Raw genomic sequence first — 24,732 nt, 5'->3', positions numbered from 1 at the left:
TTCACTTGCCTCCCCGTCAGCAGCCGTCCGGCGGCATTTATTCCTAGGAGCTCAGCGGGACCGATGCCTCGGCGGTGTAGCACAGGAATGTCAGCGTCTCCTGTAGATACAGCTGCACGGTGTCCGCATCGTGGCTGGTGTAGCCGATCGACACGTCGGTCCCGAGCTGCAGATCGAAGTCGCCGCCGCGGGTGGTCAGCACGAAAGCACCGTCGATGGCGGGCGCCCAGATGATGTCTCCGGGAACCAGTCGGTCGATGTGCTCAAGGATCGGATATCCGTGTTCGGTGGTCTCGCTGACCTTCGTATAGACGTCGGCGGACAGCAGCACCGAGTAGGGACCGTCGACACCGGCCAGCCGCAGTTCGGAGATCGCCTGTGTGATGACGTCTGGAATCTCGCGAGGATCTGCCGGCAATGTCAGCGGCTTGTTCGAGCTTGCGGAGCGGATGCCCTCGATCGACGCGGCGGCGTAGCCCTCGAAGATGGCCCGGTCTTCCACGAACGCCAGCTTCTTGGCGGCCTCCTTGACCGGGTCCCAGTCGGAGTCCTGCGCACCGCGCTCGACGTTGTCGATCTCGTAACGCGACAGGGTGAACGGAACTCGGAGCCGGACAAGGGGTTTGCTTGCCCGTAGGTGAGCCTCCACGCCGTCGGAGGGTGACGCCACGTCGATCAAGCGGCCGGTGCTGACCGCTGCGGTGACCGGACCGCCGGGCCCGCTGACGTCGACGACCCGGCGCCCGGCGACATTGCGTTTGAATGTCCGGGTCGCCTCCGTTTCGATTTCTTCCCAAGCGGCTTCGGTGACCGGTGCCAGATCGCGGTAGAGGTTGTTCATGAAGTGGTTCCTTTCAGGCTGCCGATCGAAAGTGAGCCGTCCTGTGCAGCAGTCGTTTCCGCCCCCGGCGCTGCGGGCAGAGGCGGTGGATCGTCGAGGAAGTCGACGGTGGGGGAGAAGAACAGGCCGCCGGTGACCGCGGTGGAGAATTCGAGGATGTGGTCGGTGTTGCCGGGTGGGTCGCCGAGAAACATATTGCGCAGCATCTGTTCAGTGACCTGCGGCGCGCGGGAATAGCCGATGAAGTAGGTGCCGTACTCGCCCTTGCCGAGCTCACCGAACGGCATGTTGTGCCGCACGATCTTCAGCTCGGTGCCGTCGTCGTCAGTGATGACGTTGAGGGCGATGTGGGAGTTGGCCGGCTTCTCGTCGTCGTCGAGTTCGAGGTTTTCCAGCTTCGTGCGGCCGATCACCAGCTCCTGCTCGGTGACCGACAGTGCATTCCACGAAGACATTTCGTGTAGATACTTCTGCACGTGCACGTAGCACGAGCCCTCGAATTCGGGGTCCTCGGCGCCGATGGCGGTGGCGCTGACGGCCAGCTGGCCGTCGGGGTTTTCGGTGCCGTCGACGAAGCCCAGCAGGTCCCGGTTGTCGAAGTAGCGGAATCCGTGCACCTCGTCGACCACGGTGACGGCACCGGCCATCGACCTCAAGATGCGGTCGGCCAATTCGAAACACACGTCCAAGCTTTCGGCGCGGATGTGGAACAACAGATCCCCTGCCGTGGCCGGTGCGGTGTGCCGCGGGCCGGTCAGTTCGACGAACGGGTGCAACTCGGCGGGACGCGGCCCGGAAAACAAGCGGTCCCATGCCTGCGAGCCGATGGAAGCGATGGCCGACAACCGTTTCGGCGGCTCGCGAAATCCGATCGCGCGCACCAGTCCGGAAATGTCGGGCAGCGCGTCATGCACCGTCGCTTCTCCGCCGTCGTCGATGGTCACTACCAGGAAGACCGCCGCCGGTGTCAGCGGCTCGAGGATCGGCTGTGGCTGGACGGGAGGCACTCTGCTGACCCTAGCGTGGCTGGCCCTAGCGTGGCGACGGCGAGCGCCGGAAGGGCGCGGTTGGGGGTCCCCCCGCTTGCGGGGGAGAGCCGCGCAATTGGACCTAGCGGGGCAACGGGGAGCGCCGGAAAGGCGCGAGCAAGGAGCCGCGCAATTGGACCTAGCGTGGCGACGGCGAGCGCCGGAAGCCATGATGATGAACATGTCGGCCAGCGCCGCAAGCCTCTGCGATTTCATCGACGCTTCTCCGTCGCCATTTCACGTCTGCGCCACGGTGGCCGCGCGGCTGACCGCTGCCGGGTACACCGAACTCAGCGAGGCCAACCGCTGGCCGGACGAGCCGGGCCGCTACTTCACGGTGCGGGCCGGCTCGCTGGTCGCCTGGAACTCCGATGGGGCCGACGGCCCGTTCCGGATCGTCGGCGCGCATACCGACAGCCCGAACCTGCGGGTCAAGCAGCATCCGGATCGGCTGGTCGCCGGCTGGCGCGTGGTGGCGCTGGAGCCGTACGGCGGAGCGTGGCTCAACTCCTGGCTCGACCGTGACTTGGGCATCAGTGGACGGTTGTCGGTGCGTGACGGCGTCAGGATCGAGCACCGGCTGGTCCGGATAGACGACCCGATCCTGCGGGTGCCGCAGTTGGCCATTCATCTGGCCGAGGACCGCAAATCGCTGACGCTGGACCCGCAGCGACACGTCAACGGCGTCTGGGGCGTCGGCGTCGAGGCGAGGTCGTTCATCGATTTCGTCGCCGAACGCGCCGGGGTGGCGCCGACGGGCGTGCTGGCCGCCGACCTGATGACCCACGATCTGACCCCGTCGACAGTGATCGGCGCCGACGCCGACCTGCTCAGCGCTCCTCGGCTAGACAACCAGGCCAGTTGCTATGCGGGCATGGAGGCGTTGTTGACCGCCAAGCCGCGAGGTTTCCTGCCCGTGCTGGTGCTCTTCGACCACGAGGAGGTCGGTTCGACCTCCGACCACGGCGCCCAGTCCGACCTGCTCGGCACCGTCCTCGAGCGAATCGTGCTCGCGGTCGGCGGCACCCGCGAAGACTTCCTGCGCCGGCTGCCCGACTCGTTGTTGGTTTCGGCGGACATGGCGCACGCCACTCACCCCAACTATCCGGACCGGCACGAGCCCAGCCACCTCATCGAGGTCAACGCCGGGCCGGTGCTCAAGGTGCACCCCAACCTGCGCTACGCCACCGACGGACGCACTTCCGCGGCTTTCGCTCTGGCCTGCCAGCAGGCCGGGGTCACCTTGCAGCGCTACGAACATCGCGCCGACCTGCCGTGCGGGTCGACGATCGGGCCGCTGGCGTCGGCCCGGACCGGCATCCCCACCGTCGACGTCGGTGCCGCGCAACTGGCGATGCACTCCGCGCGCGAGTTGATGGGCGCGCACGACGTGGCCGCCTACTCGGCGGCGATGCAAGCGTTCCTTTCGCCTGAGCCCGTGTGAGGCCTAAGGTCTGGCGGTATGGCGCTCAACGTGGAGATGATCACCTTCGACTGCAGCGATCCCGCGAAGTTGGCCGGATGGTGGGCCGAGCAGTTTGGTGGCACGACGCAGGAGTTGCTCGCCGACGAGTTCACCGCGGTGAGTTTGTCGGAAGGACCCCGACTCGGGTTCCAGAAGGTGCCCGACCCCACGCCCGGGAAGAACCGTGTGCACCTCGACTTCGGTGCCGCCGACGTTGATGCCGAGGTGGCTCGGCTGAAAGCCGCCGGGGCCACCGAGGTGGGCCGGCACAAGTTCGGCGACAATTTCCGCTGGGTGGTGCTGGCCGACCCCGAGGGCAACGTCTTCTGCATCGTCGGTCAATAGCCGCCGCGGCGCCCCCACGGCGCCAGCAGCGCAGCCCTAGACTGTCTGGCGTGACTGTCTCCGGGACGAGCGCCCGCACCCAGGCGATCGACACCGTCGAGCACGCCGCAGCCAGCCCCGACCAGCCGCAGCCGTTCGCCGAGCTGGGCCTCAAAGACGACGAGTACCAGCGGATTCGCGAGATCCTGGGCCGCAGACCCACCGACACCGAGCTGGCGATGTACTCGGTGATGTGGAGCGAGCACTGCTCGTACAAGTCGTCCAAGGTTCACCTGCGCTACTTCGGCGAAACCACGACCGACGACATGCGCGCCGGCATGCTGGCCGGCATCGGCGAGAACGCCGGCGTGGTCGACATCGGCGACGGCTGGGCCGTCACATTCAAAGTGGAATCCCACAACCACCCGTCCTACGTCGAGCCCTACCAGGGCGCGGCGACCGGTGTCGGCGGCATCGTCCGCGACATCATGGCCATGGGCGCCCGACCGGTCGCCGTGATGGACCAGCTTCGGTTCGGCGCCGCCGACGCGCCCGACACGCGCCGGGTGGTCGACGGGGTGGTCCGCGGAATCGGTGGCTACGGCAACTCGCTGGGGTTGCCCAACATCGGCGGCGAGACCGTCTTCGATGCGTGCTACGCCGGCAATCCGTTGGTGAACGCGTTGTGCGTGGGCGTGTTACGCCAGGAGGACCTGCATCTGGCGTTCGCCTCGGGCACCGGAAACAAGATCATCCTGTTCGGCGCGCGCACCGGGCTCGACGGCATCGGCGGGGTGTCGGTGCTGGCGTCGGACACCTTCGACAGCGAGGGGTCCCGCAAGAAGCTGCCCTCGGTGCAAGTGGGCGACCCCTTCATGGAAAAGGTGCTCATCGAGTGTTGCCTCGAGCTCTACGCGGGCGGCCTGGTGATCGGCATACAGGACCTCGGCGGCGCCGGATTGTCTTGTGCAACCTCGGAATTGGCGTCAGCCGGCGACGGCGGGATGGCGATCGAACTCGACACCGTCCCGTTGCGAGCCAAGGACATGACGCCCGCGGAGGTGCTCTGCAGCGAGTCGCAGGAGCGGATGTGCGCCGTCGTCGCGCCGGAGAATGTGGACGCCTTCCTGGCGGTGTGCCGCAAATGGGAGGTGCTCGCCACGGTGATCGGCGAGGTCACCGACGGCGACCGGTTGCGGATCACCTGGCGCGGCGAGACGGTCGTCGACGTGCCGCCGCGCACCGTCGCGCACGAGGGCCCGGTGTACCAGCGGCCGGTCGTGCGGCCCGAATCGCAGGACGCCCTGAACGCGGATCGGTCAACGAGCCTGCCGCGGCCTGCAACGGGGGAGGAGCTGCGCGCGACTTTGCTTGCGCTGCTGGGCAGCCCGCACCTGTGTAGCCGCGCGTTCATCACCGAACAGTACGACCGCTACGTGCGCGGCAACACCGTGCTGGCCGAGCACGCGGACGGCGGCGTGCTCCGCGTCGACGAGACCACCGGCCGCGGCATCGCGCTATCGACCGACGCGTCGGGGCGCTACACGCTGCTCGATCCGTACGCCGGAGCCCAGCTCGCGCTGGCCGAGGCCTACCGCAACGTCGCCGTCACCGGCGCGACCCCGGTCGCGGTGACCAACTGCCTCAACTTCGGCTCCCCCGAAGACCCCGGGGTGATGTGGCAGTTCTCGCAGGCGGTGCGGGGCCTGGCCGATGGCTGTGCGGCGCTTGGCATTCCGGTGACCGGCGGCAACGTCAGCTTCTACAACCAGACCGGGTCGGCGGCGATCCTGCCCACGCCGGTGGTCGGCGTGCTCGGTGTGCTCGACGATGTGGGCCGCCGCATCCCGACGGGCCTGGGCCGCGAACCGGGCGAGACCATGATGCTGCTGGGCGACACGCGCGACGAATTCGACGGTTCCATCTGGGCGCAGGTGACCGCCGACCATCTGGGTGGGTTGCCGCCCGCGGTCGACCTGGCGCGCGAGAAGCTCTTGGCCGAGGTGCTGAGCGCGGCGTCCCGCGATGGGCTGGTGTCCGCAGCGCACGACCTGTCCGAAGGCGGGCTCGCGCAGGCCATCGTGGAGGCGGCCCTGGCGGGCGAAACCGGTTGCCGCATCGTGCTTCCCGAGGGCGCAGATCCGTTCGTGATGTTGTTCTCCGAGTCCGCTGGCCGGGTCCTGGTGGAGGTGCCGCGCACCGAGGAGAGCCGGTTCCGTGCGATGTGCGAGGCGCGCGGGCTGCCCGCGGTCCGCATCGGCGTCGTCGATCAGGCGTCCGACGTGGTGGAGGTTCAGGGCCTGTTCACGGTGTCGCTGGCGGAACTGCGCGAGACGTCCGAGGCGGTGTTGCCGCGCCTCTTCGGATGAGCCGTAGCGGCGAATCCTGATGGGCGAATACGGTTTCCGTCGGGAACGTGCGTTCTCGTTGGCCGCCGCCCTGGTTGGCTGGAGCTTCGTCGGGCCGCGACTGCCCACGCCGTGGCGGGTCACCGCGCAGGCCGGTGCCGCCACGCTCCTGGTGCTTGCGACGCGTGCACCGCTGGGTTTATCTCCGCCGCGGTTGTGGGCGGGGCTGCGGCTGGGGTCGGCGGCCGGCGCGGCGGCGGCGAGCGCGATCGCCGCGACGACGGCGGTGCCGTTGGTGCGGGCGTCGATGGCCGACCGGGAGCCACCCGGGTCGATGCCCGGCTGGCTGCTGCTGCAGATCCCCGTCGGGACCGTCTGGGCCGAGGAGGCCGCGTTCCGCGCGGCGCTGACCACCGCCGCTTCCGGTGCGTACGGCAACTCCGGTGGAAGGGTGTTGCAAGCGGCAAGCTTTGGGCTCTCCCACATCGCGGACGCGCGGGCGGCGGGCGAGCCGGTGGTGGGCACCGTGTTGGTGACGGGCATCGCGGGCTGGCTGTTCAGTTGGCTCGCAGAGCGTTCCGGCAGCCTTGCCGCGCCCATGCTGGTGCACTTGGCCATCAACGAGGCGGGTGCGATCGCCGCGCTGCGCGTCAGGCGTCAGGGGTTGATGGTGTAGTCGCCCACCTGGCGACCCCACACGTGCTCGACGAAAAGTGGCGAGCCGATCTCAAAGTGGTTGTAGGGAGCCATGCTCGCGCCGGTGTCCATCACCAGGAACGGCGCCGGCCACAACTGCCGGGTAATCGTCTGCCAACAGCCTGGCCGGCCACCGGGACCGCCCCTGGCGTTGGTCCGCGGCAGATTCTCCGGCCAGATATACGGATTGGGCGCACCGGCGATTGCGCCCGCCGCGTGGGCGCCCAGCGAGTAGCCGTTGTCGCCGAGGGCGTTGTGGATCCTGGGTCCGACTTCATTGAAATTGCGGATGGTGCAGAAGATTTCCGGACTGTACTCGTCGAGCAATTGGCTGGAGCCGACCAGATCGGCGGCCCCCCGCGCGAGGTACGGGCCGCCGCGTCCGAAGACGTCGGCGCCCGTCCCGCCCAGGCCCGCCGCCGCCAGCAGGGCCGCGTCCAGATCGACTTGCCGGCGGTTGAGAGTGCGCGACGCGGTCACCGCGTGGTCAAGCGCGGCCCACAGGTCTGGCGAGGCGTTGGCGTAGGTGTCACCGAGTGCGGCCAACCGCGCAATGTCGGCTCGGAGGTCGCCCATCTGGGGATTCACGTCGTCAAGGATCGTGTTGCCGTTGACCAAAGAGGCTCCGAACTTTTCGCCCAACCCCGTCAGGGCTTGCGCGGCCGCGCTGAGCGTCAGATTCACTTTGACCGGGTCGACCTTCTCCGCGATCGACATGAGTGTCTCGAACACGGTGTTGAACTCGGTCGTCACCGCGGTCGCGTCGATCACGGTCGACGGTGTGATCGGTTGGGCCGCGGGTTGGGGCGGCGAGTTCAGCGCGACGTATTTGTTGCCGAACACCGTGGTCGCCTTGATGGCGGCCACCACGTTGGCCGGCATCATCTTGACGTACCTCGGGGTGATATCCAGCACCACCTTGGCGGCCGGCTTACCGTCGCGGGTGATCTCGGAAATACTCGCCACCCGGCCGATCTGAACCCCGTTGTAGGTGACCTTGGAACCCGGATCCAACACCAGGCCGGCCCTGGCGGCCACCAGCGTCAGCTTCGTCTTCGGGGTGAGGTCACCCCGGAACTGCAGGTACAGGAGCGACCCGACCAGTCCCATGATGACGACCGTCACGAGGCCGACGGACTTGTACCGTGGCCCGCGCCGCGAGCGACGACGCTCCATGAGTTTGAGACCCTAGGGTATGGCCGCCCGCCAAAAGGCCGATCCGGCAAAGACTCGGCAGGCCGTGTTGGCCGTCGCGAACTGGTTGCGGGACGAATCCCGGCCGGCCCCCGACCGCGAGAGCCTCGGCGCCGCAGTCCGGCTCACCGCCCGCACCCTGGCCGCCCTGGCACCCGGCGCCAGCGTCGAGGTGCGGATCCCGCCGTTCGCCGCGGTGCAGTGCATCTCCGGGCCGAGGCACACCCGCGGCACGCCGCCCAACGTGGTGGAGACCGATCCGCGGACGTGGCTGCTGCTGGCTGCCGGGATGCTGTCGTTCCAGGCGGCGAAGGATGCCGGTGCGCTGAGCCTTTCCGGCTCTCGAGCGGGTGAGATCGAACACTGTCTGCCCTTGTTCGATGTCAGCTGAATAGTAAGTCTGAACTGCAGGTTTAGGGTCAGGTGAGGGAATTTTCGGCACCCAACACGCGGTGTTAATTCGCGGTCGCGGGCGTCGGACCCGTAGACTCCGTTACGTCACCACCCGTTCCCCAGGGAGCCGCCCAATCGTGACCGTCGGAGAACCCGAGCAGGACCTGAACTCGCCTCGTGAAGAGTGTGGTGTATTCGGGGTTTGGGCCCCTGGCGAGGATGTCGCAAAACTCACCTATTACGGCTTGTACGCCCTGCAGCATCGCGGGCAGGAAGCCGCCGGTATCGCCGTCGCCGATGGGTCACAGGTCCTCGTCTTCAAAGACTTGGGCTTGGTCAGCCAGGTGTTCGACGAGCAGACGCTCGCGGCGATGCCGGGCCACGTCGCCATCGGGCATTGCCGTTACTCCACCACGGGCGATACCACGTGGGAGAACGCGCAGCCGGTGTTCCGCAACACGGCCGCGGGCACCGGCGTCGCTTTGGGGCACAACGGAAATCTGGTCAACACCGCCGATCTTGCCGCCCGCGCCCGCGACGCCGGGCTGATCGCCCGGCGCTACCCCGCCCCGGCGACAACGGACTCCGACATCTTGGGCGCACTGCTGGCCCACGGCGCGGCCGATTCCACCCTGGAGCGGGCGGCCCTGGACCTGCTGCCAACCGTGCGCGGCGCGTTCTGCCTGACGTTCATGGACGAGAACACGCTGTACGCGTGCCGCGATCCCCATGGGGTGCGGCCACTTTCGCTCGGACGCCTGGACCGCGGCTGGGTGGTGGCCTCCGAAACGGCCGCGCTCGACATCGTCGGCGCATCGTTCGTGCGTGATATCGAGCCGGGCGAGTTGCTGGCGATCGACGCCGACGGGGTGCGCTCCACCCGTTTCGCCAACCCCACCCCCAAGGGCTGCGTCTTCGAGTACGTCTATTTGGCGCGCCCGGACAGCACGATCGCCGGCCGCTCGGTGCACGCCACCCGGGTGGAGATCGGTCGTCGGCTGGCCCGTGAATGCCCGGTCGACGCCGACCTGGTGATCGGGGTCCCGGAGTCGGGCACCCCCGCCGCGGTCGGATACGCGCAGGGGTCCGGCATTCCCTACGGGCAGGGTCTGATGAAGAACGCCTACGTCGGGCGCACCTTCATCCAGCCGTCGCAGACCATCCGCCAGCTCGGTATCCGGCTGAAGCTCAACCCACTTCGCGAGGTCATCCGCGGCAAGCGGCTCATCGTTGTCGACGACTCGATCGTGCGCGGGAACACCCAGCGCGCGTTGTTGCGCATGCTGCGCGAGGCCGGCGCCGTCGAAGTCCACGTGCGTATCGCTTCACCGCCGGTGAAATGGCCCTGCTTCTATGGCATCGACTTCCCGTCGCCGGCGGAGTTGATCGCCAACGCCGTGCAGGACAAAGAGGAATCGCTCGAAGCGGTGCGCCACGCGATCGGTGCGGACTCGCTCGGCTACATTTCGCTGCGAGGTCTGGTCGCCGCATCCGAGCAACCCGCGTCGCGGCTCTGCACCGCCTGCTTCGACGGCAAGTATCCGATCGAACTGCCCGAGGAGACGGCCTTGGGCAAGAACGTCATCGAGCACATGCTCACCAATGCCGCGCGCGGAGCCGGGCTCGACGATCTGGCCCCCGACGAAGTGCCGATCGTCCACTGACGGGCGTCGGATCCGGCCCTTCCAAGACGTTTGATAACGGCGGTCGGCGGCGCCCGGTAGCCTTTATCGCGATGACGGATCCCGGAAAAAGCCCCGGACGAAACCCGGGCAGCCACGGCATTACCTACGCGTCGGCCGGGGTGGACATTGAAGCCGGTGACCGCGCCGTTGAAATGTTCAAGCCGCTGGCGACACGGGCCACCAGGCCCGAGGTGCGGGGCGGCCTCGGCGGGTTCGCAGGGTTGTTCGCCTTGCGCAACGACTACCGCGAACCGCTGCTCGCGGCGTCCACCGACGGTGTGGGCACCAAGCTGGCGGTCGCTCAGGCGATGGACAAGCACGACACCGTCGGCCTGGACCTGGTTGCGATGGTGGTCGACGACCTCGTCGTCTGCGGTGCCGAGCCGCTGTTCCTGCAGGACTACATTGCGGTGGGCCGGACGGTGCCCGAACGCCTCAGCGCGATCGTCGCGGGCATCGCCGAGGGATGCGTGCGAGCCGGTTGCGCGTTGCTCGGCGGCGAAACCGCAGAACACCCGGGCCTGATGGAACCTGACCACTACGACATCTCGGCGACCGGTGTCGGCGTCGTCGAGGCCGACGACGTGTTGGGCCCCGATCGCGTCAAACCCGGCGACACCATCATCGCGATGGGATCCTCGGGCCTGCATTCCAACGGGTACTCGTTGGCCCGCACGGTGCTACTCGAGATCGACCGGATGAACTTGGCCGGTTATGTCGAGGAGTTCGGCCGCACCCTGGGTGAAGAGCTGTTGGAACCCACTCGGATCTACGCCAAAGACTGCCTGGCGTTGACCGCCGAAACTCATGTCCGCACGTTCTGCCACGTCACCGGCGGCGGGCTGGCCGGCAACCTGCTACGCGTCATCCCGCACGGCCTGGTCGCCGAAATCGACCGCGGGACCTGGACGCCCGCACCGGTGTTCGCCATGATCGCTCAGCGTGGCCGGGTGAGGCGGGAGGAGATGGAGAAGACGTTCAACATGGGCGTGGGCATGGTCGCCGTCGTCGCGCCCGAGGACACCGATCGCGCCTTGGCCATCTTGACGGCCCGCCACTTGGACTGCTGGGTGTTGGGGACGGTCTGCAAGGGCGGCAAAGAGGGCCCGCGGGCAAAGCTTGTCGGGCAGCACCCGAGATTTTAGAAGCGGAAGCCGGGCTAGCGCAGTGCCGAAACGGATTACACCGGCACAGCGACGTGAGTTTCAGCGACGCCAGTCGTCGGCGTCTTCCCAGGAGTCGCCGATGCCGTCGTCCTCCAGCCCGGTGGAGTCGTCGGCACCCGTCCCTGCCAGCTCTTGCTGAAGCCGCTGGAAGTCGGTCTGCGGGGAACTGTATTTGAGTTCTCGAGCAACCTTGGTCTGCTTTGCCTTAGCCCGGCCGCGGCCCATGGGGGAACCCCCTCGCGCAATAACGGAGCGGCCCGAATCAGGCGGCTCCGATCTACTGGTGTCGTTATTGTCCTGCCGACAGTTTACCGTGCCTTACGGTTGGGCGTCGGTCCCCCCTGCCGCTGTGGCGGACGTCATCGACGATTATCTCGCACCGCCCCGCAACCGTTCAACGGCCAGCCGTCCCGCACCGATCTGTTCGGTCGGCGGCAGCGAATCGGCGTCGATCACCGCGGCCACCGAGGCCTGCGGCCCGGTCGCCAGTTCGGTGTCGGCCGGCACCCCGCGCTTGAGCAGCGCGAGGGCCACGGGCCCAAGGTCTACGTGATCCACCACGGTGCCCAGACGGCCGACGACGCGACCGCCGGCGAGCACTGGATCGCCCGTCGACGGCCGCTCCACCGAGCCATCGAGGTGCAACAGCACCAGCATCCGGGGCGGTTTCCCGAGGTTGTGCACTCGCGCGACGGTCTCTTGCCCCCGGTAACAGCCCTTGTCCAAGTGGACGGCACCCTCGCCGGGACCGCCGATCCACCCCACCTCGTGCGGAATCGTGCGCTCATCGGTGTCGACGCCCAGTCGCGGGCGCAGCGCCACCACCCGGTGGGCTTCGTAGGCCCAAACCCCAGCCGGCCGCAGTCCCGCCTGCACCAACCGTTGCTGCCAGGCGGCGGACGCGTCGCGCGGGACCAGCAAATCCAGTTCGATCTGGCCGGCCGGGGCGCCGGGCATCCGGCGCACAAAGCCCCCGCCGGCGACCGGAATCGCGGTCATCTCGGCGGGCAGGGCGTCCACGCCGAGCGCGTCGAGCACCGCCCGGTCGGCCAGTCGCGGGCCCAACAGCGAAAGCACCGCCATGTCGGCGGCAGCCGCCGTTACATCGGACCAGAAGACCATCTTGCGCAGGTAGTCCAGCAGCGGTTCGCCCCGCCACGGTTCGGTATCGAGGTAGGTGGTGCCGCCGAGTTCGGTTTGGATCCAGTGATCCTCGACGCGGCCCTGGCCGTCGAGGCTGAGGTTCTGCGTGCTGGCGCCCTCGGGGAGGTCGCTGACGTGTTGGGTGGAGATGCTGTGTAGCCACTTCTGGCGGTCGCTGCCGGTCAGGGTGAGCACCGCGCGGTGCGAGCGGTCCACCACTACCGCATCGGTTTCGGCCGCCCGCTGCTCGCCCAGGGGATCGCCGTAATGCCAGATGGCTCCCGCGTCGGGTCCGGCATCTGGGGCAAGCACTGCAGTCACACGTCAACTCTACGGACCCCGCGGTCTCCCGTCCGCGACTGTGCGGCCAGCTTCACATTCGCGGCTACGCTTTACCTCCATGGCAGGCCAGACGGGTGTGATCGTCACGCTGGACGGCGCGATTCATCCGCCGGAGGCCCCGCTGCTGCACGCCGACGACCTGGCAGTGGTTCGCGGCGACGGTATCTTCGAGACGCTGTTGGTCCGCGACGGCAGGCCCTGTCTGGTCGAGTCTCACCTGCAGCGGCTGACCCATTCGGCCAGGCTGATGGAGCTGCCCGAGCCGGACCTGCCCAGCTGGCGCAGTGCGATCGACGTGGCCACTGGGCAGTGGGCCGCGGGCACCGCTGATGAAGGAGCGATGCGCCTGATCTACAGCCGCGGCCGGGAGGGCGGCACGGCGCCGACCGCCTATGTGATGGTCACCGCTGTTCCCGAACGGGTGACGGCGGTGCGGCGCGAGGGACTGGCCGCGGTGACGCTGGACCGCGGACTGCCCGCGGCCGGCACCGACGCGATGCCCTGGCTGCTGGCCGGCGCCAAGACACTGTCCTACGCGGTCAACATGGCCGCCTTGCGTCATGCCGCCCGGCAGGGCGCCGGTGACGTGATCTTCGTCAGCTCGGACGGCTACATCCTGGAAGGTCCGCGCTCGACGGTGGTGATCGCGACCGATGCCGAAACGGGATCAGGCGGGAATCTGTGCCTGCTGACGCCGCCACCGTGGTATCCGATTCTGCGTGGCACCACACAGCAGGCCGTCTTCGAGGTGGCGCGCGCCAAGGGTTATGACTGCGACTATCGCGCGCTGCGGCCCCCCGATCTCAATGCCGCGCAAGGGATCTGGTTGGTCTCGAGTATGACGTTGGCCGCTCGCGTGCATACGCTCGACGGTCGGCCACTGCCTCGGTCTCCGTTGGCCGCCGAATTCGCCGCGTTGGTCGACTCGGCGATTGTCAGCGATCGCTGAGCGCTGAATTGCGTTGTCCGCTTGCGGAATCGCGGGTACGGTCGGGCGTACACAGGGAAGGAGGTGGTCCGCGAAATTGATAGCTTCATGGACATGTGAGGTGGCTGCGCGCTAGCTGCAGTGGCTCGGAAGAGCTGGCGACCTACGCGCGCTAGCGAATTCCCCGCAGTCACCCGGCCCCCGAGCTTTCGGTCTGTCCAACCAGGAGCCTTGCTCGGGGGCCGCTCCATGTCTGGGGCCGTTACTGGCTCACCTTCGCGGCGATCTGCCCGGCGAGTTTGCCCGCTTGACCGTTCTCGGCGTCGGGGCCGCACAGCAACAAGTCGACGACCACACTGGACACCGCGTGCAGCGCATGGTGGCAGATCCGGGTTCCGTCCGCTTGTGTCCGCTGTTGATAAATCCTCGGCACGGTTCCGGTGACCTCACCGAACTTCCATTCGCTGGACTTGCCGTTGAACGTCAACGTGATCGATTGCCCGGCGCAGGCTTTCCACTTGTCCGCCGACGCCTGCACGAATGCGGCGGCCTTCTCGGGCGACGAAAACTCCGCCACCGCTTCGTAGAGCCGGTGCGGGGGGTTCTCGCCGGCGGTGTGCACGGCCTGGCCGCTCACCGCGGTGTAACCGTCCGCGCCCCGGTAGGCCGATTCCTCGATGGGTTCGAACACGCCCTTGCAATCCGGGTTGGACAGCGTCGGCCTAAAGTTGCGCAGTTGCGCGGCTTGCTCGGAGACCACCAGGTTCGGGTCGCCGACGACGGCGCCGACGTCGGCGGGTCCGAGCAGATACAAGTCCAGCTTCGAGGCATTCCCGGCGGCCGCGGTGCTGGGCGCCGCCGAATTCGGGTTGCCGCCGGCTTTGGGGGACGGCTTCGTCTTGCCTCCCTGCATGGCCAATACGACGACGATCGCCATCGCGGCGATGACCGCCACGGCGGCGCCGCCGATGATGATCAGCCGCTTGCTGGACCCGCCGGTCGGGACCCCGCCGCCGACCGCGGCAGGCGCGGCCTTGACCGACGGGCCGCCGGGCGGCGCCGCGGCGGTGGGCTGCGGTGCGGCAGCGGTCGGTACCTGCGCGTTGCTAGTGGTCGCGGCGGACGGGCCCGCCGACGAACCGTCCTTGGCCTCGATCTCGGCCAACACGTTGTCGATTTCGGTGCGGGTGCGGTAGGTGACATCGTGGCGCAGGCGCAGCATGCGCAGCAGCTGGCCGATGTCGCCGCGAGCGCTGGGGTCGTCGCCGTCCTCGTCGAGTCCCTGCCTGAGTTCGATCAAAAGCTGGGTCTGCTGCTGCGGGCTGAGTTCCTTCTCGGCGAGGGTGTCGCCCAACCGGGTGATGTACCCGAACGGCACCGGCGGCTCTTCGGGCAGCGGGTCCGGCAACGGCACCGGCTTGCTTTGCAGCGCGTGTACCGCGGTCACCAGTTGGATGCCGGCGTCGACGGTCGGTTCGCGATAGTCGATGATCTGCAACGCGGCAAGGGGATTCACGCGCATGCTGTCGATGTCGCCGATCCGAACGGGAAGGATCGGCCGGTTCAGGGCCCTCGCGTAGCGCAACTCGGACTGACTGGGCTTGGATTGGAGCCAGTTATTGGACAGCGCCACGATGAATACGTCGCATGAGCGAATCTGCTCGAGGATCTTGTTCCACCAGGATTCGCCACCGCCGAGCTCTTGGTCGAACCAAACCTGTTGTTGTCCGCGCCGAAGCGCGGTCGTCAGGGCGTCGACCGTCGCCCTGTCTTGGCTCGAATAGCTGATGAACAGCGGCATCACGGTCTCCTACGGGGCGGCGTAGCAAACGAAAGGGGAAATCGGCGCATGCGGCTATTGGGCATGCGCCGATACCGTATCAGTGTCGGGCCGTATCGGACGGCGCAAATTCACTGCCGCTTGGGACGCGACGGCTACAACTCAGCCGTGGCCGCCGTCGACCGCGGAAGCGTCCTCGGGCGGGTGGAATTCGGCATAGCGACGCTCGAATTCGTCACCGGGAACGGGCCACTGTTCGCCGCTGGATCCCCGGACGACCCAGTCGCCCTCCGCCGCGGTTGTGGGGCCCTCCAAAGTGTTTACCGTCTCGCCCGGGTAGGCCGGACGGGCCTGAACCCGCCCTTTCCGCTGCCAGCGCCCGTCGCCGGCCGGCTCGTAGGTATCCCGGAAGATGTCGTCGCGAACTGACCACACCTTGCCGTCTTCCTGGATCGCCCAGTCGCCGGCGTCGGCGCGCATGGTGTGCCCCGAATCCGACGTCCATGTCCATGGGGCGCTTCGTTGTTCGGCGGCCACCGTCCCCACCCGGGTGAAGGACTGCCAAAGCGGGCGCGACCGGAAGCCCAGCTGGCGCAGGCTCCACAGCGTGCCCGCCAGGCTGCGCACTGCGGCATTGAGTAGCTCCGGGTCGCTTTCGACCACCGACCAGTCGACCAGCTTGTTGTGGATCTTGCGTGAATCGTCGCGCGGCGAACCATATTTCCAACCGTTGCGCCGGTAGTAGCGGCACCAGTCCTCATGCTCCGCACGGGCCATGCTCATCGCCGAATCCTGGTCGAAGCCCATCAGGGCAAGCTGTTCCAATGGGGGCAGGTCCGCCATCTCGTGGCCGGACAGCTGCGCCGGCGGGCTGCCCCACGTATTCCAGGTGTGCCCCGCGATCTGCTCCACCATCCACAGCGCGTTGCGCACCTGGCGCCGATTGGACCCGCGGTAGAACTCGTTGAGCTCGGCCCACGGCATCGCGGCCGGGGACCGCGGCGCATCGGGGTCGATCGCCGAGACATACCGCTCGTGGATCAACCTCGCCGCCCGCTCCCAGGCGTCCCGCACTTGGCCCTCTTGGGTGTCCAGTACCAGCGAGTAGGACTGCAACCGGCCGACGACCTGGATCGAGTCGTCACTGATGCTGGTGTTGAGATCGGAGGCGTAGATGGGCATGTCGGGGAATCGGGCCGCCAGCCTGGCGGCGGTCGTCGCGGCATGGGAGTCCACGAAGATCGCGGCGCTGGTGGCAGGGTCCACGTCGCCGATCAGCTTCAGCATCGTCGGTACCGTCGGCGCCTCGGCCGTCGCATCGATGGTCGGTCCCTCCGACATGAATCCGGCCTGCTGCCGGTAGAACTCGTGATCCGCCAGGTACTCCGGAGCGTCCTTCTCGACCAGCGTGAGCGAGGGCAACGGCACCGCGCCGGACGGGGTGTAGAAGTCGCGTTCCAGGACGCGTTGGGTAAGGTCCGCGCACAGCGCCAGGGTCAATTGTGAAGTGCCGCAGACGAATACCCGTTCCGTACGCCCCGTTGCGATGATGCCGTCGAGCAGCCTGCCCGCGGTCACCTCGTACTTGCCGACCACGTCGGCCGCCCACCGGGTGTCCGATCCGCCGAACTGCTGGGCGCGCCACGCTTGGGCCAGCCAGGGGTCGTCCATCCGCACGATCAGCGGCAACCGCCGTTTGTGCGCGACCTCGTCGAGCCGGCGGCTGATCAGGTCCAGCCACAACAGGTTGATCGCCGGGTCGGGCGCCATCAGGTAGAGCCGGGACAGGTGGCGCCACAGCCGCAGCGACACCAGGGTCGACGGATTGTTGAAGTCCACCAGGACCACCCGGGCGCCCTGCCTGCGGGCCCGCTGCACCCGGTCGTCGCTGGCGCCGGTGATGACGACCAGCGTGCCGCGCCGGTCGAGCGTCCGCGCGACCGCGCTGATCATCGACTGGGTGTCGCCGTCGACGCCGACGATGGCCGTGACGGAATCGGCCAGGTTAGCCCGTAGCCGGTCCACCTGGGACCGGAAGACCCCGACCACGACGCCGCCGAGCCCGGTGAAGATCGCCGACAGTGCCGCGATGCGTGCCAATTCCAGGCCGACGGGGGTGGGATTCGGACAGGTGCGCCCGCCCACCGAGAAGTCGCCGGTGCCGCCCTTGACCAGACTGGCCGTCGCCATCAGCGGGGTGAATAAGGCCGGATGGTTGGCGTCGTGGCATCCCCAATACGAGGTGAGTCCCAGAACCGCCGTCATGGGGACGAGGGCTGCGATCAGGGTGAACGAAACACCCACCACCCGGTGGCTGCTGCCCGAGCGGAAGGTCAGCACAGATGCGGCGATCAGGACGGTCACGACGATCGCGAGCGTGGGCATCGAGCCGGGCCGGCCGAACCATGCGAGCGCTGGCGGCAGCGCGTCGATGATCGAGGGCTGTAGGTCCAGCACGGCCAGATAGGCGATAAGCAGCAGGCCTACCGCGGTTACGCCCCAGCGCAATAGGGGCGAGGGTGCCCTGGTGGGACGCATCCGCCGATCTCCCTTCGCGCGGTATCGGCTGCTCGGACGTCGAACAGTACACGCAAAAGATCGGCCGAACGCAACGATCTCGGGCCGGTGCGCACCGCCGAGTTACCCAGGCGGGCAACAGGTCGGCGGTTATCCGGCGTACCGCGAGAGCCGCGCCGAAAGGTGGGGCACCAGGCCGCCGTCGGCGTCGACCCGTTCCTCGACATAGGCAAGGTCGCCGCCCTCGACGATGCCGTAGAGCCGTTTGGCGCCACCGACAAGCACGCCCGATCGGCTGCGGGCCAGTGCATCGGTCACCAGCTCCCACGACGACTGGGTAAGCGGCCGTCCGTAGAACAGTTCGACGTAGCCGGCCGAATGGGCCAATAGCAGCTCGATGGCCTGAGATTCGCTCGGGTCGTCGGGATCGCTGACAAAGCGCCAGAACCCCGTCTCGCGCAAGCCGTGTTCCTGGTAGTCGCCCGTCTCATCGAGCCGCCACGAACGAGATTCCCAATTCAGGTAATCGCCGCCGTCGTGCGACACCACGATCTGCTGGCCGAACCGGTAATCCCCGTCATGTCCACGGCCCTCGCCTTGTCCGCGCCACACACCGACCAGCGGCAGCAGCGCCAGCAATGCATCGTGGAGGTTGGCGCCTTCACGCAGGTTGGCGGTGTCGGCAGGAAGCGGCAGATCGTCGAAGGCGGGGATGTTGCGGCCGGCGGTCAGCTTGGCGCGCTCAGCGGCGGCAGCCACCGCGCGATCGCGGGAGCTCGCAGAACTCAATGGTTCGTCAGAAGTCACGATTCGTCAGTGATGAGCCGGTACAGCGTGTACAGCGCGAACCATGAGATCACCACGACCGACGCGACCAGCATGATCTCGAAGAAGAGCACCACGGGGACAAGTCTATTCGTCCCGCGCGATCCCGGTCGGGGCAGCCGGGCTCTCAGGCGATCTTGACGTCCACCTCGTGGATGCCCGCGCCCGACGGGGCCACTACCGCGTTCCCGTTACCGGCCGCCGACAACGCACGCAGCGTCCAGGATCCCGGCGCCGCGAAGAACCGGAAGTCACCCGTGGCCGACGCGACGACCTCGGCCGTGAACTCGTCCGACGAGTCGAGCAAGCGGACGAACGCGCCACCCACCGCCTGGCCGTCGCTATCCACGACGCGGCCGGTGATCACCGTCTCCTTCTCCAAGTCGACGCTGGCGGGCAACGTCACGCCTTGCTTCGGGGCAGAGCACATATCAGCTTCCCAACTCAATCGGGGCACCCACCAGGGAGCCGTATTCCGTCCAACTTCCGTCGTAGTTCTTGACGTTTTTGTGGCCGAGTAATTCCCTGAGCACGAACCAGGTATGCGACGAACGCTCCCCGATTCGGCAGTACGCGATCGTTTCCTTGGTGCCGTCCAGACCGGCATCGGCGTACAGCTTGGCCAGCTCCTCGTCGGACTTGAAGGTGCCATCCTCGTTGGCGGCCCTGCTCCACGGCACGTTGATCGCCTCGGGGATGTGGCCGGGCCGCTGGCTCTGCTCCTGTGGCAGATGCGCCGGCGCCAGGATCTTGCCGGAGAACTCGTCGGGCGAACGCACGTCGACCAGGTTCTTGGCGTGGATGGCCGCGATGACCTCGTCGCGGAACGCCCGGATGGTGTTGTCCGGTGCGGCGGCGGTGTACGAGGTGGCCGGCCGGCTGACCGTGTCCCTGGACAGCGCGCGCCCGTCGAGTTCCCACTTTTTGCGGCCGCCGTCGAGCAGCTTGACGCCGACGTGGCCATACAGCTTGAAGTACCAGTAGGCGTAGGCGGCGAACCAGTTGTTGTTGCCGCCGTAGAGGATCACGGTGTCGTCATTGGAGACGCCGCGTTCGCTGAGCAGTTTCGAGAATTGCTGCGCGTCGACGAAGTCGCGCTTGACCGGGTCCTGCAAATCGGAACGCCAGTCCAGCCTGATCGCGCCGGGGAGGTGGCCGGTGTCGTATGCGCAGGTGTCCTCGTCGACTTCGACGAAGACGACGCCGGCGGCGTCGAGATTGCTCTCGGCCCAGTCCGCGGAGACCAGGACATCGGAGCGTGCCATACGGGAGATCCTTTCGATCGCTTGCTATGAACAGGTCATGCGGTGCGCGCTGCGCCTCGGAAACGCGCGACCAGGGGATAGAGCTGGCAGCCCAGGCAGATGCCGAAGGCGGCGTTGAGGAAGGCGGCGGTGAGCGCTGCGGCGGTGGCGATGACGCCGATCAAGAAGGCGCCCGCGGCGAACGCGGCGACGCCCGCGAGCGCGAAGATCAGGCCGACGAATTGGGCGAACTTCAGCGGCGCGACCGGTTCGCGTTCCTTGACGGGCCCGAGGCGGGGTGCCACGACACTGGCGAATATCCGCCCATACGGGTGCTTGCGGGGGCCGCCGACGGCGCCGATGGCGAAGATGATGGCCTGCACGCCCAGAATGACCGCCGCCGCCAACGGGCTGGCGGCGGACACGGCGAGCGTGATCGCCAGGACTGCGGTCGTAACCCAGGCGGCGAACCTTGGGCCGCGCACGTCGACGGTGTCTGGCTGGGTGTTGGTGGTGTTGCTGCTCGGCACGGTACTACTCCTGGATACGCCTGTTGCTTTAGGAAGGAACGACGGGAGACGGGCCACGGTAAAGTTCCGGGGCTGCTCCGAGCGCGACGCGAAAAGGCGCGGCGACTCAGCAGCTACAGCGACAGCAACAGCCCGCGGTGCGGCACAGATCGACTGCGCGGCGTTGGGTGAGCAGGGGCTCAAAGCGGGCTGGCACGTCGGCAAGCTTACCGAATGACGGGCAGCGATCAAATCAGCGGCGGTTGCCGCGCGGACCGCAGACCCTCGGCTTCAGGCAGTCATGACGGGGTCACGACTGCCTGAAGCCGTCCAGATTGACGGTAATTCCGTAGCTGATGCCCTCGATGATGACGTCGGAGCCGCGCGCCCCTTCGGTCTTCGGCGCCACCCCGAACGGAAGCCGCTGGTTGGGCACCCTGGTGGTGAAGGCGCGCAACACCGCATCCCGCTTGTCATCCGGGACAGCTTGGTCCGCGGTATCCGGCCCGGTCAGGACGCCGGTCGGCGTGATCACCAGCGTCGCCTGGTCGTCCGGGGCGATGGAAAGGTCCACCGAGACGCTGACCCGGTGCTCGAAGTTGGCCGAATGTGGGGTGCCGCTGAACACCAGACCGTGGCTGTCGGAGATGCCCGACGCGGTGACGCCGCCGGTAGCGGTGTTGGTTTCCTTGGGGGGCGCCTCAACCATCAAATCGCTGATGCCCATATACCGGCCCAGCTGCGTGGAGCCGATGATGATGCGGCTCTCCAGTTTGCCCACCGGCAGCTTCGCATCGGGCCTGATCAGCCAAGACGTGTGAGTCAGATCGACCGAGTACATCGTGGCTTCGAGGGTGGCCTTGCCGACCGTCGCATGGTCGACGGCGTTGGCCTTGATCTCCAGCTGGTTGTAGTGGTCGCGCATCGCCTGCGGGATGAACGGGAACGCCACGATGGCCACGAACGGGTCGGACCTCAGGTTTGCCGCTTTGCGCACGCTGCACGAGAGCCGGTATTCGGCGTAGATGCTGCTCCCGTAGTCGATGGCGACGGCACCGAGCGCAACCACGACCACAGCGATCGCCGCTGCCGCGACCGCGATCAGCACCTTGCGCACGCGCATATTGTCGCGTAACCCTCTGCCCGCCGTGTCGCGGACCGCCGGGTGGCGGGGCTCACACTGCATCGTCACCACGCAAAAGTGGCAGGTGGCAAGTTATCGTTAGATGTCCTGGCAACTAACGCGTTGTTGCGTTGCGAATTGTGAAGATGCCGTTCCCCCGAGCTGGAGGGGCTAGTTGGAGCTATTACTGCTGACCTCGGAGCTGCATCCCGACCCGGTCCTGCCGTCGTTATCGCTGCTTCCGCACACCGTCCGGACGGCGCCGGCGGAACCGTCCTCGTTGCTCGAGGCGGGGACGGCGGACGCCGTGCTCGTGGACGCCCGCACCGACCTGTCGTCGGCGCGCGGGCTTTGCCGGCTGTTGAGCACCGCGGGCCGGTCGGTCCCCGTCTTGGCTGTCGTGAGCGAAGGCGGCCTGGTGGCGGTCAGCCCCGATTGGGGGCTGGACGAGATCCTGCTGCCGAGCACCGGGCCCGCCGAGATCGACGCCAGGCTGCGGCTGGTGATCGGTCGTCGCGGGGGGCTGGCCGATCAGGAAAGCGCCGGCAAGGTGAGCCTGGGTGAGCTGGTGATCGACGAGGGCACCTACACCGCGAGGCTGCGGGGCCGCCCGCTCGACCTGACCTACAAAGAGTTCGAGTTGCTCAAGTACCTGGCCCAGCATGCTGGGCGCGTGTTCACCCGAGCCCAGCTGCTACACGAGGTGTGGGGATACGACTTCTTCGGCGGCACTCGCACGGTGGATGTGCACGTGCGTCGACTGCGCGCCAAACTCGGCCCCGAATACGAGGCATTGATCGGAACCGTCCGCAACGTCGGGTACAAGGCCGTCCGGCCGGCACGCGGCCGCGCGCCTATCGCGGACCCCGCTGAGGACGAAGCCGCCGACGATGTCGAGTCCGACTCCGAAGATTTGCAAGAGCCGCTGGGCGACCCGCTGCGCAGTCAGTGACCGCCCCCGCCTGGCGCTCGACACTGACCGCGGACGAGCAGCGGCAAGTGCGTGAACTCGTCACGGCGGCAACGGAATTCGATGGGGTGGCGCCTGTCGGCGAACAAGTGCTGCGCGAGCTCGCGCACGACCGCACCGGGCATCTGGTCATCATCGAGACCGACGTGATCGTCGGCTACCTGAATCTCTCGCGCGATGCTGATGCCGGAATGGCGGAACTCGTCGTGCACCCGCGGGTCCGGCGGCATGGTTTCGGGACGGCGCTGGCGCGCGCGGCGTTGGCCGAGACCGCCGGGCGCAACCGGTTCTGGGCGCACGGCACCCTCGAGCCGGCCCGGGCCGCCGCCTCCGCTCTGGGTCTGATCCCGGTACGTGAGCTGCTGCAGATGCGACGCACGCTGCGTGACATCCGCGACTTGGTGCGCCCCGTGCCCGGCGTGCGGATCCGCACCTACGCGGGCACCGCCGATGACGCTGAGCTGCTGCGCGTCAACAACGCCGCCTTCGCCGACCACCCGGAACAGGGCGGCTGGACCGAACTCCAGCTGGCCGAGCGCCGGAACGAACCGTGGTTCGACCCGGCAGGTTTGTTTCTTGCGTTCGACGAGTCCGAAACCGATCAGACGGGCAAGCTGCTGGGCTTCCACTGGACCAAGGTGCATCCCGATCAACCGGGCCTGGGGGAGGTCTACGTCGTGGGCGTCGACCCGTCGGCGCAGGGCCGGGGGATAGGGCAGATGGTCACGGCCATCGGCATCGAGTCGTTGGCGCACCGGCTGGCCGGGTCGGCCGAACCGACCGTGCTGCTCTACGTGGAGTCGGACAACGTCGCCGCGGTGCGCACCTACCAGCGCCTGGGCTTCAGCACCTACAGCGTGGACACCGCCTACGCCGTCGCCCCGGCCGCTGACTGACCAGATACGCAGGCAGCGGGCCCCCTAGCCCCCGTTGTTCACCTGCGCTTGCTAGTCAGACGTTGCCGTCGGCTGCGTCGGAGCATATTTTCGCGACGACCTGGCAACCTTTTGGGAGATGGCCGGCGGCGCACACGCGGTCCGAATGCGTCAGGAAGCGAGATCGGTGAGGCTCGACAGGGGAGGAAGAGCGCTGGCGGGGCTGGCCCTGGTGGTGACAGTCGCTAGCGGCGTATCGACTGGCTGTGGCAACGACCAGAACCGCCGAGGCGCGTCCCCGGCGGTCGCCTCCGGGGCCACGGGCACGGCGGGATGTAGCGGCAAGAACAAGCTGACGGCGGAAGGCTCGACGGCTCAACAAAACGCGATGGCGTTGTTCAACCAGGTCTGGGGCCAGTACTGCCCGGGCAAGACCGTGTCGTACAACCCAACCGGTTCGGGTGCCGGCCGCGAGCAGTTCATCGCCGACCATGTCGACTTCGCGGGCGCGGACTCCCCGCTGGCCGCGGACCAAATCGGTCCGGCCTCCGCACGCTGCGACGGAAACCCGGCGTGGGACTTGCCGTTGGTCTTCGGCCCGATCGCATTGGTGTACAACCTGGCCGGAGTCCCGGCTTTGGTGGTGAGTAGTGACGCGCTGGCCAAGATATTCAGCGGACGGATCACGGCCTGGAATGACCCGATCCTGGCGGCCCTCAATCCCGGCGTCGTGCTGCCCGACACCAAGATCACGCCGATCTACCGGACTGACTCGTCGGGGACCACCGACAACATGCAGAAATATCTGACGGCCGCCGCACCGCAGAGCTGGACCAAAGGCGTAGGCACCGAGTTTCAGGGCGGGGTGGGCGAGGGCGCCGCGAAGTCGGCCGGTGTCGTTCAGGCCGTGCGGGCCACCCCGGGCGCCATCGGATACGTCGAGAAGGGCTTTGCCGACCAGGGCGGTATGCCGTACGCCCGGATCGCCACCAATAAGGGCGCCGTAGTCCCGCTCACCAACGAGACGGCCGGAAACGCCGTGAAGGCGGCCAAATTCGTGGCCGACGGCAATGACCTGGTGCTCGACCTCCACTCGATGTACAGCTCCCAGGACCCGGGTGCCTACCCGTTGGTGCTGGCGACGTACGAGATCGTGTGCTCGAAGGGTTCCGGCCCGGACACCTCCGGGGCGATCAAGTCGTTCCTCACGGCGGCCGCCGGCAGCGGGCAGACCGATCTTCCATCGGCCGGCTACGTCCCGCTGCCCGATAAGGTCAAAGAGCGACTCGTCGCCGCGATCAACGCCCTGCAGTAACCAAGTGGCCCCGGACTTAAG

24 protein-coding genes are annotated in these 24,732 nt (G+C 67.6%); 11 read left to right on the top strand and 13 right to left on the bottom strand.

Annotation, left to right across the window (positions count from 1 at the left end):
• Window positions 1-43 precede the first annotated feature (43 nt).
• Window positions 44-841, bottom strand: coding sequence for a family 1 encapsulin nanocompartment shell protein (locus tag AWC17_RS13975; protein WP_046184299.1), 798 nt, complete (start codon window positions 839-841; stop codon window positions 44-46).
• Window positions 838-1,848, bottom strand: a complete 1,011-nt coding sequence (locus AWC17_RS13970; RefSeq protein ID WP_085164791.1) for a Dyp-type peroxidase — start codon at window positions 1,846-1,848, stop codon at window positions 838-840. Before AWC17_RS13970 ends, AWC17_RS13975 begins: the two co-directional genes overlap by 4 nt.
• Before the next feature lie 202 nt (window positions 1,849-2,050).
• Between AWC17_RS13970 and AWC17_RS13965 the strand changes: the two genes are divergently transcribed.
• From AWC17_RS13965 to AWC17_RS13950, 4 genes are read left to right on the top strand one after another with little or no spacing between them, the layout of a single operon-like run.
• Entirely contained in the window at window positions 2,051-3,313 is a 1,263-nt protein-coding gene (locus AWC17_RS13965; protein ID WP_085164799.1) for a M18 family aminopeptidase, read from the top strand.
• Window positions 3,314-3,331: 18 nt separating this feature from the next.
• Window positions 3,332-3,679 carry a VOC family protein gene (locus AWC17_RS13960; protein ID WP_046184297.1) on the top strand — a complete coding sequence of 116 codons (348 nt, stop codon included), beginning with the start codon at window positions 3,332-3,334 and terminating at the stop codon, window positions 3,677-3,679.
• Between the two features lie 50 nt (window positions 3,680-3,729).
• Entirely contained in the window at window positions 3,730-6,027 is a 2,298-nt protein-coding gene (gene purL, locus AWC17_RS13955; protein ID WP_046184296.1) for a phosphoribosylformylglycinamidine synthase subunit PurL, read from the top strand.
• 19 nt (window positions 6,028-6,046) lie between these two features.
• Window positions 6,047-6,682 (top strand): Rv0804 family intramembrane glutamic endopeptidase, encoded by a 636-nt coding sequence (locus AWC17_RS13950; RefSeq protein ID WP_085164790.1) that lies wholly within the window; start codon window positions 6,047-6,049, stop codon window positions 6,680-6,682.
• Here the strand turns inward: AWC17_RS13950 and AWC17_RS13945 are convergent.
• Window positions 6,664-7,878, bottom strand: coding sequence for an MCE family protein (locus AWC17_RS13945; protein ID WP_046186355.1), 1,215 nt, complete (start codon window positions 7,876-7,878; stop codon window positions 6,664-6,666). The genes AWC17_RS13950 and AWC17_RS13945 overlap by 19 nt on opposite strands.
• 19 nt (window positions 7,879-7,897) lie before the next feature.
• On the opposite strand from AWC17_RS13945, the gene AWC17_RS13940 reads away from it, so the two are divergent.
• From AWC17_RS13940 to purM, 3 genes are all read left to right on the top strand, one after another.
• Complete coding sequence (locus AWC17_RS13940) at window positions 7,898-8,287, top strand: sterol carrier family protein (protein ID WP_046186356.1); 390 nt, start codon at window positions 7,898-7,900, stop codon at window positions 8,285-8,287.
• Between the two features lie 139 nt (window positions 8,288-8,426).
• Window positions 8,427-9,953: an amidophosphoribosyltransferase gene (purF, locus tag AWC17_RS13935; RefSeq protein WP_046186357.1), complete on the top strand. Its 1,527-nt coding sequence runs from the start codon at window positions 8,427-8,429 to the stop codon at window positions 9,951-9,953.
• Window positions 9,954-10,024: 71 nt separating this feature from the next.
• Window positions 10,025-11,119 (top strand): phosphoribosylformylglycinamidine cyclo-ligase, encoded by a 1,095-nt coding sequence (gene purM, locus AWC17_RS13930; protein WP_046186358.1) that lies wholly within the window; start codon window positions 10,025-10,027, stop codon window positions 11,117-11,119.
• Between the two features lie 60 nt (window positions 11,120-11,179).
• Here purM and AWC17_RS13925 read toward each other — a convergent pair whose 3' ends face one another.
• Window positions 11,180-11,365, bottom strand: a complete 186-nt coding sequence (locus AWC17_RS13925; RefSeq protein WP_046186359.1) for a DUF3073 domain-containing protein — start codon at window positions 11,363-11,365, stop codon at window positions 11,180-11,182.
• Between the two features lie 144 nt (window positions 11,366-11,509).
• The gene (gene ygfZ / locus AWC17_RS13920) at window positions 11,510-12,604 is read right to left on the bottom strand and encodes a CAF17-like 4Fe-4S cluster assembly/insertion protein YgfZ (RefSeq protein WP_085164789.1); all 1,095 of its coding nucleotides are present in this window, start codon (window positions 12,602-12,604) and stop codon (window positions 11,510-11,512) included.
• Window positions 12,605-12,701: 97 nt separating this feature from the next.
• Between ygfZ and AWC17_RS13915 the strand changes: the two genes are divergently transcribed.
• Window positions 12,702-13,574 (top strand): aminodeoxychorismate lyase, encoded by an 873-nt coding sequence (locus AWC17_RS13915; RefSeq protein ID WP_141224624.1) that lies wholly within the window; start codon window positions 12,702-12,704, stop codon window positions 13,572-13,574.
• 241 nt (window positions 13,575-13,815) lie between these two features.
• Here the strand turns inward: AWC17_RS13915 and AWC17_RS13910 are convergent, their stop codons facing one another.
• The 8 genes from AWC17_RS13910 to lmeA all read right to left on the bottom strand — a co-directional run bounded on the left by AWC17_RS13910 (window position 13,816) and on the right by lmeA (window position 21,551).
• A complete protein-coding gene (locus AWC17_RS13910) occupies window positions 13,816-15,354 on the bottom strand; it encodes a sensor domain-containing protein (RefSeq protein WP_085164788.1) in 1,539 nt (512 codons plus the stop codon).
• A 141-nt stretch (window positions 15,355-15,495) separates the two neighbouring features.
• Window positions 15,496-17,871 carry a RyR domain-containing protein gene (locus AWC17_RS13905; protein WP_046185754.1) on the bottom strand — a complete coding sequence of 792 codons (2,376 nt, stop codon included), beginning with the start codon at window positions 17,869-17,871 and terminating at the stop codon, window positions 15,496-15,498.
• Window positions 17,872-18,000: 129 nt separating this feature from the next.
• The gene (locus AWC17_RS13900; RefSeq protein ID WP_046185755.1) at window positions 18,001-18,657 is read right to left on the bottom strand and encodes a heme-binding beta-barrel domain-containing protein; all 657 of its coding nucleotides are present in this window, start codon (window positions 18,655-18,657) and stop codon (window positions 18,001-18,003) included.
• Between the two features lie 145 nt (window positions 18,658-18,802).
• Complete coding sequence (locus AWC17_RS13895) at window positions 18,803-19,105, bottom strand: DUF1416 domain-containing protein (protein ID WP_046185757.1); 303 nt, start codon at window positions 19,103-19,105, stop codon at window positions 18,803-18,805.
• A gap of 1 nt (window position 19,106) precedes the next feature.
• Window positions 19,107-19,940 carry a sulfurtransferase gene (locus AWC17_RS13890; protein ID WP_046185758.1) on the bottom strand — a complete coding sequence of 278 codons (834 nt, stop codon included), beginning with the start codon at window positions 19,938-19,940 and terminating at the stop codon, window positions 19,107-19,109.
• A 35-nt stretch (window positions 19,941-19,975) separates the two neighbouring features.
• Entirely contained in the window at window positions 19,976-20,449 is a 474-nt protein-coding gene (locus AWC17_RS13885; RefSeq protein WP_046185759.1) for a DUF4395 domain-containing protein, read from the bottom strand.
• 106 nt (window positions 20,450-20,555) lie between these two features.
• On the bottom strand, window positions 20,556-20,645 hold the full coding sequence (locus AWC17_RS34185) for an Ms5788A family Cys-rich leader peptide (protein ID WP_372517386.1): 90 nt from the start codon (window positions 20,643-20,645) through the stop codon (window positions 20,556-20,558).
• Window positions 20,646-20,738: 93 nt separating this feature from the next.
• Entirely contained in the window at window positions 20,739-21,551 is an 813-nt protein-coding gene (lmeA, locus tag AWC17_RS13880; RefSeq protein WP_046185760.1) for a mannan chain length control protein LmeA, read from the bottom strand.
• Between the two features lie 175 nt (window positions 21,552-21,726).
• On the opposite strand from lmeA, the gene AWC17_RS13875 reads away from it, so the two are divergent.
• From AWC17_RS13875 to pstS, 3 genes are all read left to right on the top strand, one after another.
• A complete protein-coding gene (locus tag AWC17_RS13875; RefSeq protein ID WP_046185761.1) occupies window positions 21,727-22,503 on the top strand; it encodes a winged helix-turn-helix transcriptional regulator in 777 nt (258 codons plus the stop codon).
• Complete coding sequence (gene mshD / locus AWC17_RS13870) at window positions 22,500-23,417, top strand: mycothiol synthase (RefSeq protein ID WP_047321856.1); 918 nt, start codon at window positions 22,500-22,502, stop codon at window positions 23,415-23,417. The genes AWC17_RS13875 and mshD overlap by 4 nt, the downstream gene beginning before the upstream one ends.
• A 166-nt stretch (window positions 23,418-23,583) precedes the next feature.
• On the top strand, window positions 23,584-24,711 hold the full coding sequence (gene pstS / locus AWC17_RS13865; protein ID WP_046186005.1) for a phosphate ABC transporter substrate-binding protein PstS: 1,128 nt from the start codon (window positions 23,584-23,586) through the stop codon (window positions 24,709-24,711).
• The last annotated feature ends 21 nt before the right edge of the window (window positions 24,712-24,732 follow it).

Source organism: Mycobacterium nebraskense (assembly GCF_002102255.1).
Taxonomy (GTDB): Bacteria; Actinomycetota; Actinomycetes; order Mycobacteriales; family Mycobacteriaceae; genus Mycobacterium; species Mycobacterium nebraskense.
Note: the sequence above shows the minus strand (reverse complement) of the source record. Positions and strands in the feature narration are given on the sequence as shown.